Origin of the sequence: Roseococcus sp. SDR (assembly GCF_019083995.1) — a bacterium.
In the GTDB taxonomy this organism is placed as follows: Bacteria; Pseudomonadota; Alphaproteobacteria; order Acetobacterales; family Acetobacteraceae; genus Roseococcus.
The window spans coordinates 265,222-279,552 of the sequence record NZ_JAHRCU010000001.1 but is presented as its reverse complement, the minus strand read 5'-3'; the positions used below and the strand labels follow the sequence as shown (position 1 = coordinate 279,552).

General features: G+C 71.2%; 20 protein-coding genes. 9 read left to right on the top strand and 11 right to left on the bottom strand.

The window, feature by feature from the left end:
• Window positions 1-41: 41 nt before the first annotated feature.
• From KTR66_RS01425 to KTR66_RS01395, 7 genes are read right to left on the bottom strand one after another with little or no spacing between them, the layout of a single operon-like run.
• Window positions 42-1,484: an ATP-binding protein gene (locus tag KTR66_RS01425; protein ID WP_371818971.1), complete on the bottom strand. Its 1,443-nt coding sequence runs from the start codon at window positions 1,482-1,484 to the stop codon at window positions 42-44.
• On the bottom strand, window positions 1,481-2,536 hold the full coding sequence (locus tag KTR66_RS01420; RefSeq protein ID WP_213609596.1) for a flagellar biosynthesis protein FlhB: 1,056 nt from the start codon (window positions 2,534-2,536) through the stop codon (window positions 1,481-1,483). The genes KTR66_RS01425 and KTR66_RS01420 overlap by 4 nt, the downstream gene beginning before the upstream one ends.
• 3 nt (window positions 2,537-2,539) lie before the next feature.
• On the bottom strand, window positions 2,540-3,319 hold the full coding sequence (locus KTR66_RS01415; RefSeq protein ID WP_371818970.1) for a flagellar biosynthetic protein FliR: 780 nt from the start codon (window positions 3,317-3,319) through the stop codon (window positions 2,540-2,542).
• Window positions 3,316-3,591, bottom strand: coding sequence for a flagellar biosynthetic protein FliQ (locus tag KTR66_RS01410; RefSeq protein WP_213609594.1), 276 nt, complete (start codon window positions 3,589-3,591; stop codon window positions 3,316-3,318). The genes KTR66_RS01415 and KTR66_RS01410 overlap by 4 nt, the downstream gene beginning before the upstream one ends.
• A gap of 47 nt (window positions 3,592-3,638) precedes the next feature.
• Window positions 3,639-3,953 (bottom strand): flagellar hook-basal body complex protein FliE, encoded by a 315-nt coding sequence (locus KTR66_RS01405; RefSeq protein WP_213609592.1) that lies wholly within the window; start codon window positions 3,951-3,953, stop codon window positions 3,639-3,641.
• On the bottom strand, window positions 3,953-4,360 hold the full coding sequence (gene flgC / locus KTR66_RS01400; RefSeq protein ID WP_213609590.1) for a flagellar basal body rod protein FlgC: 408 nt from the start codon (window positions 4,358-4,360) through the stop codon (window positions 3,953-3,955). The genes KTR66_RS01405 and flgC overlap by 1 nt, the downstream gene beginning before the upstream one ends.
• A gap of 31 nt (window positions 4,361-4,391) precedes the next feature.
• Window positions 4,392-4,778 (bottom strand): flagellar basal body protein, encoded by a 387-nt coding sequence (locus tag KTR66_RS01395; protein ID WP_213609588.1) that lies wholly within the window; start codon window positions 4,776-4,778, stop codon window positions 4,392-4,394.
• A gap of 86 nt (window positions 4,779-4,864) precedes the next feature.
• Here KTR66_RS01395 and KTR66_RS01390 point away from each other — a divergent pair, with 86 nt between their 5' ends.
• The 5 genes from KTR66_RS01390 to KTR66_RS01370 all read left to right on the top strand — a co-directional run bounded on the left by KTR66_RS01390 (window position 4,865) and on the right by KTR66_RS01370 (window position 7,062).
• Window positions 4,865-5,143, top strand: a complete 279-nt coding sequence (locus tag KTR66_RS01390) for a hypothetical protein (protein ID WP_213609586.1) — start codon at window positions 4,865-4,867, stop codon at window positions 5,141-5,143.
• Window positions 5,144-5,179: 36 nt separating this feature from the next.
• On the top strand, window positions 5,180-5,431 hold the full coding sequence (locus KTR66_RS01385) for a hypothetical protein (protein WP_213609583.1): 252 nt from the start codon (window positions 5,180-5,182) through the stop codon (window positions 5,429-5,431).
• Window positions 5,428-6,150 carry a flagellar type III secretion system pore protein FliP gene (gene fliP, locus KTR66_RS01380; RefSeq protein WP_213609581.1) on the top strand — a complete coding sequence of 241 codons (723 nt, stop codon included), beginning with the start codon at window positions 5,428-5,430 and terminating at the stop codon, window positions 6,148-6,150. Before KTR66_RS01385 ends, fliP begins: the two co-directional genes overlap by 4 nt.
• Window positions 6,151-6,242: 92 nt before the next feature.
• Window positions 6,243-6,596, top strand: a complete 354-nt coding sequence (locus KTR66_RS01375; RefSeq protein WP_213609579.1) for a hypothetical protein — start codon at window positions 6,243-6,245, stop codon at window positions 6,594-6,596.
• Between the two features lie 34 nt (window positions 6,597-6,630).
• Window positions 6,631-7,062, top strand: a complete 432-nt coding sequence (locus KTR66_RS01370; RefSeq protein WP_213609577.1) for a hypothetical protein — start codon at window positions 6,631-6,633, stop codon at window positions 7,060-7,062.
• Between the two features lie 100 nt (window positions 7,063-7,162).
• Here the strand turns inward: KTR66_RS01370 and KTR66_RS01365 are convergent, their stop codons facing one another.
• From KTR66_RS01365 to KTR66_RS01350, 4 genes are all read right to left on the bottom strand, one after another.
• A complete protein-coding gene (locus tag KTR66_RS01365; protein WP_213609575.1) occupies window positions 7,163-7,618 on the bottom strand; it encodes a hypothetical protein in 456 nt (151 codons plus the stop codon).
• Window positions 7,615-9,087: a patatin-like phospholipase family protein gene (locus KTR66_RS01360; protein ID WP_213609573.1), complete on the bottom strand. Its 1,473-nt coding sequence runs from the start codon at window positions 9,085-9,087 to the stop codon at window positions 7,615-7,617. Before KTR66_RS01360 ends, KTR66_RS01365 begins: the two co-directional genes overlap by 4 nt.
• Window positions 9,087-9,578 (bottom strand): hypothetical protein, encoded by a 492-nt coding sequence (locus tag KTR66_RS01355; RefSeq protein ID WP_213609571.1) that lies wholly within the window; start codon window positions 9,576-9,578, stop codon window positions 9,087-9,089. The genes KTR66_RS01360 and KTR66_RS01355 overlap by 1 nt, the downstream gene beginning before the upstream one ends.
• An 86-nt stretch (window positions 9,579-9,664) precedes the next feature.
• The gene (locus KTR66_RS01350; RefSeq protein ID WP_213609569.1) at window positions 9,665-10,681 is read right to left on the bottom strand and encodes a substrate-binding domain-containing protein; all 1,017 of its coding nucleotides are present in this window, start codon (window positions 10,679-10,681) and stop codon (window positions 9,665-9,667) included.
• A gap of 132 nt (window positions 10,682-10,813) precedes the next feature.
• Between KTR66_RS01350 and KTR66_RS01345 the strand changes: the two genes are divergently transcribed.
• The 4 genes from KTR66_RS01345 to KTR66_RS01330 are packed head-to-tail and all read left to right on the top strand — an operon-like array spanning window position 10,814 to window position 14,309.
• Window positions 10,814-11,614, top strand: coding sequence for an ABC transporter permease (locus tag KTR66_RS01345; protein ID WP_213609567.1), 801 nt, complete (start codon window positions 10,814-10,816; stop codon window positions 11,612-11,614).
• The gene (locus tag KTR66_RS01340; RefSeq protein WP_213609565.1) at window positions 11,614-12,426 is read left to right on the top strand and encodes an ABC transporter permease; all 813 of its coding nucleotides are present in this window, start codon (window positions 11,614-11,616) and stop codon (window positions 12,424-12,426) included. The genes KTR66_RS01345 and KTR66_RS01340 overlap by 1 nt, the downstream gene beginning before the upstream one ends.
• Window positions 12,427-12,436: 10 nt before the next feature.
• A complete protein-coding gene (locus tag KTR66_RS01335; protein WP_213609563.1) occupies window positions 12,437-13,237 on the top strand; it encodes an ABC transporter ATP-binding protein in 801 nt (266 codons plus the stop codon).
• A gap of 25 nt (window positions 13,238-13,262) precedes the next feature.
• Window positions 13,263-14,309 (top strand): ABC transporter substrate-binding protein, encoded by a 1,047-nt coding sequence (locus KTR66_RS01330; RefSeq protein WP_213609561.1) that lies wholly within the window; start codon window positions 13,263-13,265, stop codon window positions 14,307-14,309.
• Window positions 14,310-14,331: the final 22 nt, after the last annotated feature.

Sequence of the window (14,331 nt, the reverse complement as noted above, 5' to 3'; positions counted from 1 at the left end):
CTGAAAATATGAATCCGGGCGGCGGCTCGGCTCGTGTTCTATTAATGTTCCAGATCGCGCCGCGTTGCAAGAGGGAGGAAGGCGCCCGCCACCGCCATCTTCAGCGTGTCGGGCGTATAGGGCTTGGCGAGGAAGCGGAACCCTTCCTGCGCCAGGTCGGAATCCACGATCGCCGCGGAGTAGCCCGAAAGCAGCAGCACCGGAACATCCGGGATCAGCCGCCTCGCGGCGCGCGCCAATGTCAGCCCATCCATGCCGGGCATGGCGACATCGGTCGCGATCAGGCAGGGCTTCAGCCCCTCCTCCAGCCGCTCCAGCGCTTCCTCGCCATCCAGCGCCTGCACCACCTCGAAGCCGGCCTGTTGCAGGCAGAGGGCGGCCACGCGCAGCAGCGAGGGCTCGTCATCCACCAGCAGCACGGGCCCGACGGGCACGGCCACGGGAATCGGGCGCGGCGGTGCGGGTGGTGCATCGGCCGGGCCCTCGTGGCGCGGCAGCAGGATGCGGAAGGTGGTGCCCTGCCCCGGCCTGCTCTCCACCTCCATCTGGCCGCCCAGCTGGCCGATGATGCCCTGCACCGTGGCAAGGCCGAGCCCAGTGCCGCCCGCCTCCAGCTTGGTGGTGAAGAAGGGCTCGAAGATGTGCGGCAGCAATTCGGCCGCGATGCCGGGGCCGTTGTCGGTCACCTCCACCATGGCGTAGCGCCCGGCCGGCAGGGCCAGGCTGTCCAGCACCAGGCGCCGGCCGGTCGCGATGCGCAGACGTCCCTCCCCCTTCATCGCATCCCGCGCATTCACCACGAGGTTCAGCAGCACCTGGTCCCATTGCGAGGGGTCCACGCGAATCCGGCGCGAGGGTTCCTCCAGGTCGAGGATCAGCTCGATGCGGGCGCCCAGCAGGCGGGGCAGCATCACCGCCATGGCGCGGATGGAATCGTTCAGGTCCAGCACGCGGGGCGCCATCACCTGCTGCCGGGCGAAGGCCAGCAATTGCCGCACCAGGGCCGAGCCGCGCTCGGCCGCCGCCTCGATCGCCTCCAGCTCCGTCGCGGCGGCCAGGCCCGGCGCCACATGCCGGAGCGATCCGGCCGCACCCAGGATCACCGAGAGCAGGTTGTTGAAGTCATGCGCGATGCCGCCGGCGAGGCGGCCCAGGATCTCCAGCCGCGCGCCCTGTCCGGGCGCCACACCCTCCAGCAGCAGCAGCGCGCCGCTGCCCGCGCCCAGCGGCAGGAGGCGCAGCAGGCCGACGGCCGCGACCTCCACCGGCGCCGGGGCCTGGCCTCCCAGCGCGGCGCGGATCGCGCCCTCGGCCGTGGGAAAGAGGCGGGCCGCGACCTCGCCCGGGCGGATCAGCACGGCGCCACCCAGCGCGCCGCGCATCGCCGCATTGGCCAGCACCACGCGCCCGCCGATGTCGAGCAGGGCCGCGGGATGCGGCAGGGCGCTCACCAGCGCCTCGGCCGTGGGCGGCGGGCGCGTCACGGCCCACCGCGCAGGCGCATGACATAGGCGATGATGCGCGCCGCCGCGTCCCAATGCTCGGCCGGGATCTCCTCCTCCAGCTCGACGCGATACAGCGCGCGCGCCAGCGGCGGGTCGGCCATCACCGGCACGCCCGCCTGGCGCGCCACTTCGCGGATTCGGGCCGCCATCGCATCCACCCCCTTCGCCACCACGCGCGGCGCCGCCGCCTGCCCGGGCTCATAGGCCAAGGCTACGGCATAATGCGTGGGATTGGTGATGACGACAGTGGCGCGCGGCACGGCGGCCATCATCCGCCGCCGCCCCGCCGCCTCGCGCAGCTGGCGCAGCCGCCCCTTGATCAGCGGGTCGCCCTCGCTTTCCTTCATCTCCTCCTTCAGCTCCTGGCGGGACATGCGCAGGCGCGTGAGGTGGCGGAAGCGCACCAGGATGAGGTCGAGGATGACGAGCAGCGCGAAGGCGGCGAGCGTGGCCCCCAGCAGCCGCAGCACGCCGCCGCCGGCCGCGCCGAACATCGCCGCCGGCGGCGCCTCCAGCAGCGCCGCGAGGCCCGGGAGGTCCGCCGTCACATACCAGATGGCGGCAGCGACGATGACGAGCTTGATCAGCGTGCGCGCGAATTCGAGCAGCCCATCCGGCCCCAGGATGCGCGTGACACCCGCGATGGGCGAGATCTTGGCGAGGCTCGGCGCCATGGCGCTGGCCGAGATCACGCCGCGCGTCTGCGCCAGCGTCGCGATCACCGCCCCCGCCACGGCGGCCGCCGCCACTGGCCAGGCGAGCGCCAGGAAAAGCCCGAGCCATTCGCGTGCCACCATCCCCGCGCCCAGCTCATGCGCGCGGCCGAGCGTGCCGCGCATCGCCGCCGCCATCTCCGACACCTGGCCCGGCAGCAGGATCGCGGCGAGGAGCGTGGTGGCGAGCAGCGTGGCAAAGCCCACCGCCTCGCGCGAGAGGGCGATGTTGCCCTGCTGCGCCGCCTGGTCGAGGCGCCTCTGGGTTGGCGCCTCGGTCTTTTCGGCGGAGCTGTCGTCCTCTTCCTGCTCGGCCATGGCTCAGCCGCCCGGCAGGCGCAGGAAGCCCTGCACCATGGCGCCCTGCCAGACGGCCAGCATGGCGGGCAGCAGCAGCAGGATGAGCAGGAAGCCGCCCAGGATCTGCACCGGTGCGGCAACGACGAAGACCTGCGCCTGCGGGGCGAGGCGGGCGATCAGGCCAAGCCCGGCGTTGAAGAGGATCGCCGCCAGCACGAAGGGCGCGGCGAGCTGCAGGGCCAGCGCCAGGCTGTCCGCCGCCTTGCGGGCCAGCGTCTCGGCCGCCGCCCCGGCCGGCAGCCCCATGCCCGGCGGCAGCACGGCATAGCTCTCCACCAGCGCGCGCAGCGGGATTTCATACAGCCCCGTCGCCAGCACGAGCGCCGCGGTGGCCAGCGCGAACATCCGCGCAAGCGCGGTGGCCGAGGCGCCCAGCACCATATCCCCCTGCAAGGGCGAGGCGAGGCCGATCAGCAGCGCCACCACCTGCCCCGCCTGGGCCAGCGCCATGGCCAGGAAGCGCGCGAGCAGCCCGATCCAGAGCCCGATGCCGATCTCGGCCAGCAGCAGGAAGGCGAGGCCCGAGACCTCTCCGGGCATGGCGGGCAGGCCGGGCGAGACCACCGGCAGCAGCACGAGGACGAGGCCAAGCGCGAGGGTAAGGCGCAGCGTCGCCGGTACCTCCGCCTCGCCAAGGCCCGGCAGGAGCATCGCCGCCGCACCGAGGCGGCAGAGCAGCAGCACGGCGTGGAAGGCGAGGCCGGGCAGCGCCTCCAGCAGCGCGGCATCGGCCGGCGTCACGGCAACCCGCCCAGCGCGATCACCTGGTCGAAGAGGCGGATGGACCAGGCCTGCATCAGCCCGATCATCCAGGGCCCCATGACCAGCATCAGCCCGCCGATGGCGGCGAGCTTGGGGAGGAAGGCGAGTGTCGCCTCCTGGATCTGCGTCAGCGCCTGCAGGAGCGAGACGGCGAGGCCGATGGCCAGCACCAGCAGCAAGGGCGGGCCCGCCAATTGCAGGCTGACCCAGAGCGCCTCGCGCATCGCCATGGCGACAGGTTGTTCGAGCATGCGGCCCCGCCTCCTGCGGGTGCGCGCCGAGAGCGGGAGAGGGCCCGCTAGATCGGCATGCGCATCACGTCCTGATAGGCGCTGATCACGCGGTCGCGCACGGCGGTCGCGGTCTGCAGGGCGATCTCCGCGCGGGAGACGGCGAGCACCACATCCGTCACGCTGCCCTGGCCGGTCAGCGCGCGGGCCGAGGCCGCATCCGCCCCCTGCCCCACATCAATGGCGCGTTGCGCGGCACGGGTCAGCGCCTCGCCGAAGCCGGCGCCCTGGCTGAGCGCCTCGGCCCCGCCCATGGCGGCGCGATAGGCGGCGGCGGCACCGCCCAGGGCGAGGCTGGGTGCGGCGAAAACCGGGGCGGCCATCAGCGCAGCGTCTCGATGGCGCGCAGCAGCATGCCGCGCGTGGTCTCGAGCACGGCCAGATTGGCCGAGTAGCTGCGATTGGCCTCACGCATGTCCATGTTCTCCACCAGGCTGTCCACATTGGGCGTCTTCACATAGCCGCGCGCATCGGCGGCCGGGTGGCCGGGGTCGAAGCGCTCGGGGAAGTCGCGCTGGTCACGGCCGATGCGCGAGACCTGCAGCGTCTCGGCGCCCAGGCTGCGGTCCAGCCGGCTCGCGAAGGTCACGGTCTTGCGGCGATACGGGTCGGCGCCGGGCGACTGGCCGGTGCTGTCGCGATTGGCGATGTTCTCGGCCACCACGCGCAGCCGCGTGGATTGCGCCGCCATGCCGGCCGCGGAGATGGAAAGGGCGCGATCAAGATCCATCAGCTTTTTCCTGCGTTGCGGTTGAGGGTCATCAGCGGCCCAGCGTCATGCGGAACAGGCCGATGTATTTGCGATGCAGCCCCATCGCGAGGGCATGCGCCTGGTCGGTCTCGGCGATGCGGACCGCCTGCTCGTCGAGCGAGACGGCGTTGCCGTTGGGCGTGCGCTCGCTCACGCGCCGTGCCTCGAGGGCGAGGCTCGCCTGGCGCGCAGGCGTGAGGTGGCGCGCATCGGTGGTGAGGAGGCCCGCCGCCGCCTGGCGCCGCGCCAGCACCGCCTGGAAGGGGACGGCGTCGCTCGGCCGGAAGCCCGGCGTATCGGCGTTCGCGACATTGCGCGCGAGCAGCTTCTGCCGCGCATCAAGCCAGGCGAGGCGGCGTTCCGCGAGCGAGACGGGCGAGTTGCCGATGACATCCATGCGCCCAGCCAACACCGATGCCGGTTAAGGCTTCGTGAAGCGCCGCGCTGAGGAAGTCTTAACCATCATCCCCGCATCCTCGCGCCATGCCGAAGCCCCAGCGCCACGCCGAGCCCCCGCCGCCGAGCCTCGAGATCGCGGCCATGCTCGCCGCGATCGAGAGCCTGCACGCGACGCTCACCATGGCCCGCGCCCTGGTCCTGGCCGGGCGCCAGGTGGATCTCGGCGGGCTCGACCGCGAGGCCGCGCGGCTCTGCGCCGCCGTCGCCTGCATGCCGGGCGATTCCGGGGATTCCCTCCTGCCGCCGCTGCTGCGCCTGGCGGGCGAGGTGGAGGCGCTCTCCCTCTGCCTGCCGCGACCCTGACGGCCCCATCCCTCCAGCGCCGGCAGGAGGCCGCGCATGCCCCCAGACATCATTCTCCAGGCGCTGGCCGCGCTGGCCGCGGTCCTGCTCCTCGCCTGGGGCGCCGCGCGTCTCGCGCGCCGGCGGGGGCTCGTCACCACCCAGCCCGGGCGGCTTTCCATCCGCGCGGCCATCGCCCTCGATGCGCGGCGGCGCCTCATCCTCGTCAGCTGTGACGGGCGCGAGGCCTTGCTGCTGACCGGCCCGGCCGGCGACAACTTCCTGGGCTGGGTGCCGCCCGCGCCATGAGGGGCCTCCTCCTCCTCGCGCTGCTGCTGTTGCCCGGGGCGGCGCTGGCGCAATCCGTCTCGCTCGACCTCGGCGGCGGCCAGCCCGGCGCCACCGCGCGCCTCGTCCAGCTCACCGCGCTGATCGGGCTGCTCTCGCTCGCCCCCTCCATCCTGGTGATGGCGACCGCCTTCACGCGCATCGTGATCGTGCTGGCCCTGCTGCGCACCGCCATCGGCGCGCAGGGCGTACCGCCCAACCCGGTGCTGATCGGCCTCGCCCTCTTCCTTTCCTTCTTCGTCATGCAGCCGGTGCTGGACCAGGCCTGGACCCAGGGCGTGGTGCCGATGAACGAAGGGCGCCTCACGGAGCTCGAGGGGCTGGCCGCCATGGCGGAACCCTTCCGCAAGTTCATGGCCGCCAATGTGCGCGAAAGCGATCTGAACCTCTTCACGCAGCTCGCCCGCCTGCCCGCGACCACGCCGGACGCGGCGCCCTTCCGCACGCTGATGCCGGCCTTCCTGGTCACCGAACTCAAGCGCGCCTTCGAGATCGGCTTCCTGCTGTTTCTTCCCTTCCTGGTCATCGACATGGTGATCGCCTCCATCCTCATGTCCCTCGGCATGATGATGCTGCCGCCCTCGGTGGTGGCGCTGCCCTTCAAGCTGATCTTCTTCGTGCTCGTGGATGGCTGGGCGCTGCTCTCTTCCAGCCTGGTGCAGGGCTTCGTGCTGCCTTGAGCAATCGTCATGCGGATGCCGCTTGCAGGGCACGAAGCGCATGACCTAGCCTTGAAGCAAGATTTGCACACCAAGGTTGAGGAGATCACTCGGTGAAGATTCTGGGCATGGCGTTGTCGGCGTTGTTGGTGGCCTCCATCAGTGGGGGCGCGATGGCGCAGACATCCCCGCCGCTGACCGAGCAGAGCCTGGAGCGCGGCTTGGTCAATCTCGGCCTGATGGCCGGCCATGCCTTCCAATGCATGCCCGAGGCCGAGCGCCCCGCCGCCCAGTCGGCGCTGCTCGCCTTCAACAGCATCCTGATCGCACAGATGGGATCGAACGCCGCCTTCCGCTTCGCCACCTCCTTCGGCGCCGGCTCCTCGCATGAGGTGGACCGCGCCTTCTGCGAGCGCAGCCTGGCGGATTGGCGCCGGCATGTGCAGGAACACCGGCTCGACCGCTGAGCCCCGACGGTCACCCATCACCCGGAGAATCCCGATGCGAATCATCCCCTTCGCGGCCGGTGCCCTGGCACTCGGCATGATCTCCCTGCCGGCCGATGCGGGGCCGCGGCGCGGCCCGCACGTGGCCACGACCGGCCCGCTGCCAGGGCTTGAGCTCGTCTATTGGCGCGCGGGCGGCGTCACGCCCGGCGGCACCGCCTGGCACGCCGGCGGCGCCGGGGGCTATCGCTGGGGCGGTGCCTATCATTATGGCGGTGGCTATCACGGCTATGTCGCGGGGTATCACCCCTATCCGGCCGCGGCCTGGCGCGCGCCGGTGCCCGTCGCGCCCTATTACGCGCATCCCGTGGGCGGCTTCGCAGCGGGGGCGCTGGTGGGTGCGGCCGCCGGTGCCGCCGTCGGCACGGCCGCAGCCAGTGTGGCGAACTACAGCCAGCCGCCGACCGTCATCAACAACTACTACTGAAGCTCGGTCGCCGCGCCGCGTGAAGCTCGGTCGCCGCGCCGCGTGAAGCTCGGTCGCCGCGCCGCGGCAGGGGGCCACTTCCCCCGCCGCGGCCGCGGCCTCAGTCGCCGGCCCTGGGCCAGGCACGCTGGATCATGCCGAAGAGGAAGGCACCTGAAAGGGTGAACATCATGATCCCGTTCAAAGCCTCCAGCGCGCCCAGCACCTGCCAATGTTCCGGCAGGGAGATCTGCGTATGGCCGAAGGAGGTCAGCGCGTTCAGCGAATAGAGGATCGCCTCGCGCGAATCCGTCAGCGCCCCGAGCCAGAGATAGGCCAGCGCCCAGACGATCGCCTGCACGACATGCAGGGTGGTGATCAGCGTGACCGTCAGCCCCATGAAGGTGGCGAAGCCCAGGAGACGCGCCGGCGCCTGGGCCGGCCCCAACTCGTAGAAATCGCCCAGCAACAGCCGGATGAGGCCGAGCCCCAGCACATGGATCACCACCGTGACGGCGATGAGCGGCACGCCCCAGACCCAGGCATGCTCGAAGAAGCCGACCTCGTTCAGGTTCATCCGCCGCGCGCCCGCCGCGCCACCGGACGCGCCGCCGGCGGCGCCGCGCCGCCCGCCGCCGCCGCGATGGCGAGGATCGCCGGATGCTGGCGCACCAGTTGCTCGCCGTACTGCACCAGCGCGTCCACATCGGCGTCCGGGATGGTGAGGCCGGTGGGGATGGATTCCAGCCGCGCGCGCCAGACCGGATCGTCGATGCCCGAAAGCGCCACATGCACGAACTGGCCCTGCACGTCGCCGCAGGGCCGGCCCGCGATCGTGGGCGCCGCTTGGCAGCGAACCTCGCGGAAGGCAGCGGCGAGGTGTTGGGACATCTCGGCGGCAAGGCCCAGCGTCTCGAAGTTGTAGGCGTCGATCTGCGTGCCGGAGACGGCGTTCAGCACCTGCCCGATGCCGCTGACCACGCGCTGCCGGCTGAGCGAGCGATCAGGCGCGGCCTCGCCATCCACGGAGAGGATCAGGATACGCCGCGTGCGCAGCGCGATCTCGCGGAAGACGGGGCTGTTCTGCGTGGTGACGGTGATGGAATCGAGCAGGCCGCGCAGCGCCAGATTGTCCGCGATGCCGCCATCCATCAGGTGGATCCAGCGCGTCTGTTCCGCATTGGCGTAACGATCCGCCTCGCGCGCGATGGCGGCGCGGCGAGAGGCGACGGAGGCGGGCTCGGCCCAGGCATGGGGCGGCGTATTGGGCGGGCGCTGGCCGCCGCAGCGCGCCGCGTGGTTCTGCAGCGTGATCGGGCTGAACAGGATGGGAAAGCCGTTGCTCGCCGCCACCGCGCGGGCGACGGGAAAGCTGTTCAGATCCGAGCAGAGCAGGCCGAAGGTGCCGTTGGTGAAGGGAAAGGTCGTCTCATTCACCACATCGGTCGCGTTGATGGAGACCATGGGCGCGCCCTGGCGCTGCAGGTCGGCGAAGGTGGCGCCGCGGAACATCAACTGGTCGTAGACGCGCGCCATGTAGTCATTGGTGCCGACCAGCGGGTTCACCAGCCAGTCCCAGTTCCAGGGCAGCAGATAGGTGCCCCAGATGTAGCTGTTGATGTCCTGCGTCAGGAAATCCTGGCGGAAGGTCTCGAAATGCCGGGCGCGGTAGAGGCCGTAATGCGCGGCCGGGAAGCTCCCGCCCGAGACGCCGGCGAGGTAGTCCACGTCATCCAGCAGGGTCCAGCCGGCCTCGCCGGGCGGGCGCACGGGAATGGCGCGCAGGCCGCGCAGCGCGCCATGCCCGAAGGCGGAGGACCGCTTGCCGCCACCCGAGAAGGTGACGAAGACCAGGAGGTCGCTCCGCGCCGCGGGGCGCGCCGCCGTCGGCTCCTGCGTGAGCGTGCCCGCCAGGCCGTAATTGGCCGCGTAGTCGGGCTCGCCCGCGGCGTTCATCGGCAGCGGCTGGTTCATCGGCACGGTCAGGCTTTCGCAGCCCGCGAGAAGTCCGAGGCCGAGCAGCAGCCCCGCGAGGCGCCGGCGCATCAGCGGCCGAGCCGCGCGACCATGCCGCCCTGGGCCACGCTCAGCACCATGCCCTCGCGCGGGGGCTGCAGGAGGATGAGCACGAGGTTGTCGTTGCCGAGGCTGAGCCCGCCGGTCAGCGCGGCGGAGGCGCCACCGGCATCCACGATGTTGTAGGTGCCCGGGAAGTCGGGGCCGCCGCGCGGCAGTCCATAGACCTGCCCGCGCAGATCCACCCGCGCGCCGCCGCCCTGCACGGAGAGGCCCGTGACCGTCACCGGCAGGTTCTGGCCGTTGGTGGCGAGGATGCCGGTGGCGCTGGGTTGGCCGCGGCGCAGCGTCAGACGCAGGTTGCCGTCCACCGGCGTGCCGGGCGAGAGCGTGAAGAGAGAGCCGGGCGCGGCCACCATGTCGGGCGCCGGGGCGGGCTGCGGCGGCGGGCCGGCGCAGGCGGCGAGGGCGAGTGCCGGCAGCAGCCCAGCCAGGGCGCGGCGGGGGGCGCGAAAGGTCATGGGATTCTTCCTCAACGAGACGATGATGCGTGATGCATCCTGGGCGGCCGGCCCGTCGCTGTAAATCACCGCGGGATGAATGTGCCTCAGCCGGCGGCGTCCGCCGGCGGGGCGGAGGAGCGGCGGGTCACGAGTTCGACCGGGAGTTCCACGCGCGTCGGATACGACTGCCGCCGCAGCCGTGCCAGCACCAGCGCCGCCGCCTCGGCGCCGATGCGCGCGGTGGGAACATGCACGGTGGTGAGCGGCGGCGAGAGATGCGCCGCCATCTCCAGGTTGTCGATGCCGACGACGGAGAGTTGCTCGGGTACCGCGATGCCGCGCGACTGCGCCTCGACCAGGCAACCCACGGCCAGCTGGTCGATGCCGCAGATGACGGCGGTCGGCGGCTCGGCCAGGGAGAGCAGCGCGGCGCAGCCGGTGCGCCCGCCGGCCAGGCTGAACTCCTGCTCGACCACGCGCCATTCGGGCAGCTCAAGCCCATGCGCGGCCACGGCATCGCGCACGCCCTGAAGGCGCAGGCGCTGGCGGTCATTGTGCCGCGTGAGGCCACAGACCACGCCAAGCCGCTTATGGCCCAGTCCGATGAGATGCTCGGCGGCGATGCGCCCGGCCTCGTGATTGTCCACCACCACCGCGTCGAAGCCCGGCGCCTCGCACCAGGTGAGGACGACGGGGATCTCCGCCGCCTCCAGCAACTCCCACGCCTCGGGCGCGCGCTGGGCGCCGACCAGGATCACGCCATCCACCCCGCGCGCGAGAAGGCCGCGCAGCACGGCGAGCTCCGTCTCGGGCTGGTAGTCGGAGGAGGCCACGAGAAGATGATGCCCCGCGCCGTTCAACACGCCCTGCATGGCCTGCAACGCGCGGGAGAAGATCGGGTTGTCGAGCGTGGGGACGATGGCAGCGACACCGCTGCCGCTCGCGCCACGTGGCGCGTCGAGCGCACGCGCGCCGCCCAGCCGGAGGATCGCGGCGCGCACGCGGGCCAGCGTCTCAGGGGCCACGATGTCGGGCTGCGCCAGGCTGCGCGAGGCGGTGGCGAGCGAGACGCCGGCCTCGGCCGCGATGTCCAGCAGGCGCGGTCGGGGGCGCGGCTTCATGCGTTGATCCTGACGTTTCTGAAAAAATTTTCAAGCACGAAATGGGTGGCGAAAGTCCTATTTCGTTTGACTCACGCGAAAGCGGGTGAAAGCATCCTGAAAATTCTTTCGTGCAACCACGAGAGCTGGAGGATGTCCTTGGCCGCAGGCAATGCCTTGCTGCGCCCGTCCCGTGCCGTCCTCGTCGGGACGGCCACGGTGCTCGCCGTGCTCGGCCTGTGGTGGCTCGCCACCTCGGGGCTGCGCCTGCTCAATCCGCTGCGCCTGCCCGCGCCCTCCGAGGTCTGGGCCGCCTTCCAGCAGATCAATGGCCGCGGCTATGCGGGTGCGACCCTCATCGAGCACGCGCTGCACAGCCTGGGCCTCGTGGCCCGCGGCTTCGCGGTGGCCGTCATCACCGGCGTGCCGCTCGGCCTGCTGATGGGCTGGAGCCGCCGGGCCGAGGCGTTGGTCAACCCGATCTTCCTGCTGCTGCGCCCCATCCCGGCGCTGGCCTGGATTCCGCTCGCCATCGTCTGGTTCGGCCTGGGCGATACGGGCAAGGTCTTCGTCATCTGGCTGACGGCCTTCGTGCCCTCCGTCATCAACGCCTTCACCGGCGTGCGCCAGGTGGACACCATCCTGATCGCGGCCGCGCGCACCCAGGGCGCCTCCACCGCGCAGGTGCTGCGGCATGTGGTGATCCCGGGTGCGATGCCGATGATCTTCACCGGGCTGCGCCTCTCGCTCCAGGCCTCCTGGACCACGCTGGTCGCGGCCGAGCTGGTGGGTGCCTTCTTCGGCCTGGGCCGCGTGCTGAACATCGCGGGGCAGGACATCTATCCAGGCATGATCCTGGTGGGCATGGCGGCCGTCGCCGTCTGCGGCGCGGGCACCACCTGGCTGCTCGGCCTGCTGGAACGCCGCGTCCTCAACTGGCGGCCCGCGGTCTGATGGCAAAGCGCAATTTCCTGGGGCCGCATGGCACCGTGCTCAGCCTTGGCGAGTTCTGGCTGCTCACCATCGCGGGCTTCGCGCTCTTCTTCGGCGCCTGGAGCCTGCTCGCCTGGTCGGGCTGGCTGCCGCCCAACCTGCTGCCCTCGCCGCGCGCCGTCTGGGCCACGCTGGTCCGGCTCTGGGACAACCCCTTCGCGGGCCATGTCTATGCCGACCATATGCTGGCGAGCCTCGGCCGCTTCCTGATGGGCTGGGCCATCGCGGTCGCCATCGGCATCCCGCTCGGCCTGCTGATGGGCTGGTACCGGCTGCTGGATGAGATCGTGACCCCCCTCTTCGACAGCATCCGCTTCGTGGCGCCGCTGGCCTGGGTCCCGCTCGCGGCGCTCTGGTTCGGCACCGGCATCGGCGGCCCGCTGCTCATCATCTTCGTCGGCTCCTTCGCGCCCTGCGTCATCAGCGCCTATCGCGGCGCGCGGCTGGTGGAACCCCGCCTCGTCGAGGCCGCGCAGACGCTGGGCGCCAGCGGCCGGCAGGTGATCCAGCATGTGCTGGTGCCGGGTGCGATGCCCTCCATCATCTCGGGCCTGCGCGTCTCGGCCGGGCTCGGCTGGCAGTCGCTGGTGGGCTCCGAGCTGATCGTGGTGGGCGCCGGCCTCGGCTACCTCATGGTGCAGGGCCAGGGGAACCTCGCCACCGATGTGGTGATCGCGGGGATGATCGGGATCGGGGTGGTGGGCTTCGCCATCGATGTCGCGCTGCGTGGCGTCGAGGCGTGGTTCCGCAGGCGTTGGGGCCAGACGGCATGAGTGATCCGGCATGAGTGAGATCGTCTTCAAGGCGGTGACCAAGACCTTCCGCCTGCCGCGCGGCGGCGAGTTCCTGGCGATCGACACCACCGATCTGCGCATCGAGGAAAAGGAATTCGTCGCCATCGTGGGCCCCTCGGGCTGCGGCAAGACGACGCTGATGCGCATGGCGGCGGGGCTGGAATTCCCCTCCTCCGGCAGTGTCGAGGTCGGCGGCAAGAGGGTCGTGGGGCCGGGGCCGGAGCGCGCCGTGGTCTTCCAGCAATTCGCGCTGATGCCCTGGAAGACGGTGCGCGAAAACATCGGCTTCGGCCTGATGTGCCGCGGCGCCCCCAAGGCCGAGGCCGATGCCGCGATCGGCCGCTATATCGAGCTGATGGGCCTCTCCGGCCATGAGGACAGCTTCCCGCACCAGCTCTCGGGCGGCATGCAGCAGCGCGTGGCCATCGCCCGCGCCTATGTGATGAACCCCGCCGCCCTGCTCATGGACGAGCCCTTCGGCGCGCTGGACGCACAGACGCGCATCGTCATGCAGGAGGAGCTGGTGCGGCTCGCCCGCCGCAACCCGCGCACCGTCATCTTCATCACCCATGCCGTGGATGAGGCGATCTACCTGGCCGACCGCGTGGTGGTGATGGGCCGCAAGCCGGGCCGCATCATCGAGACGATCGACATCAAGCCGCTGCGCGCCGAGGGCGGCTGGGAGGAGATGCCGATCGAGGAGGTGATGGACACGCCGGCCTTCACCCACATGCGCAGCCGGATCTGGAAGCTGCTCAAGGCGCGCGAACAGGCCGCCGCCGATCACTGAACCCAACCAGCAGGAGGAGACCCATATGCTTCGCAGGACATTCACCGGCGGCCTTCTCGCGGCCGGGCTCGCCTTGGGCGCGATGCCGGCCACGGCGCAACAGACGACGCGGCTGAACATCTCGATGCAGCCCGCGCTCTATTCGATGGTACCGCTGCACCTCGCCACCGAGCAGGGCTGGTGGCGGCAGATGGGCATCGAGCCCAATTTCTCCTCCTTCCCCGCCGGCCCGCCGCAGATCGCGGCCGCCGCGGCCGGCACCTGGGATGTGGGCATCACCGGCTCGGCGCCGGGCGTGCTGGGCGCCGCGCGCTTCAACATCCGCACCATCGCCATCTCGAATGATGAGAGTGCCACCAATGTGCTGATGGCGCGCCGCGACCAGGTGGAGGCGATCCGCGCCAACCCGGCCAGCCTGCGCGGCCAGCGCGTGCTGATCACGGTGAACACCACGGTGGATTATGTGCTGCAGAACTGCCTGCGGCGCTGGAACATCCCGCGCGACGCGCTGCAGGTGGTGAACCTGAACCAGGCGCAGATCCTCTCCGCCTTCTCCACCGGCGAGGGTCGCCTCGCGGGCCTCTGGGCGCCCAATATCTACACGGCGGAGGAGCGGATGAACGCCGTGCCGCTGTGCAGCGGCAGCGATGCGGATGCCATCGTGCCCGGCAACATCATCGTCCGCGACGAGTTCCTGACCCGCAACCCGGACATGGTGGCGCGCTACCTGGCCGTCATCCTGCGCGGGATCGCCTGGATGAAGGCCAACCCGGACCAGACCATCCAGGTGATGAACCGCTTCTACACGGCCGGCGGCGTGACCGTGACGGAAGCCGCACTCCGCGCCGAGGTGGCGCGGCGGCCGATCTTCGGGCTGGAGGAGCAGCTGCGCCTGATGTCCCGCGCCAATGGGCCGTCGCAGGCGGATCGCTGGTACCAGGGCCTGGGCGAGTTCCTGCAGCAGGTGGGGACCGTGCCGCAGGCGCCGCCCACCTCCGCCTACCTCACCGATGCCGTGCTGCGCCGCATCGCCGAGAACCCGCAGCTGCGCGCCTTCGCGCTCAACCAGTAACCAACCGGCGCGGGCTTCGGCC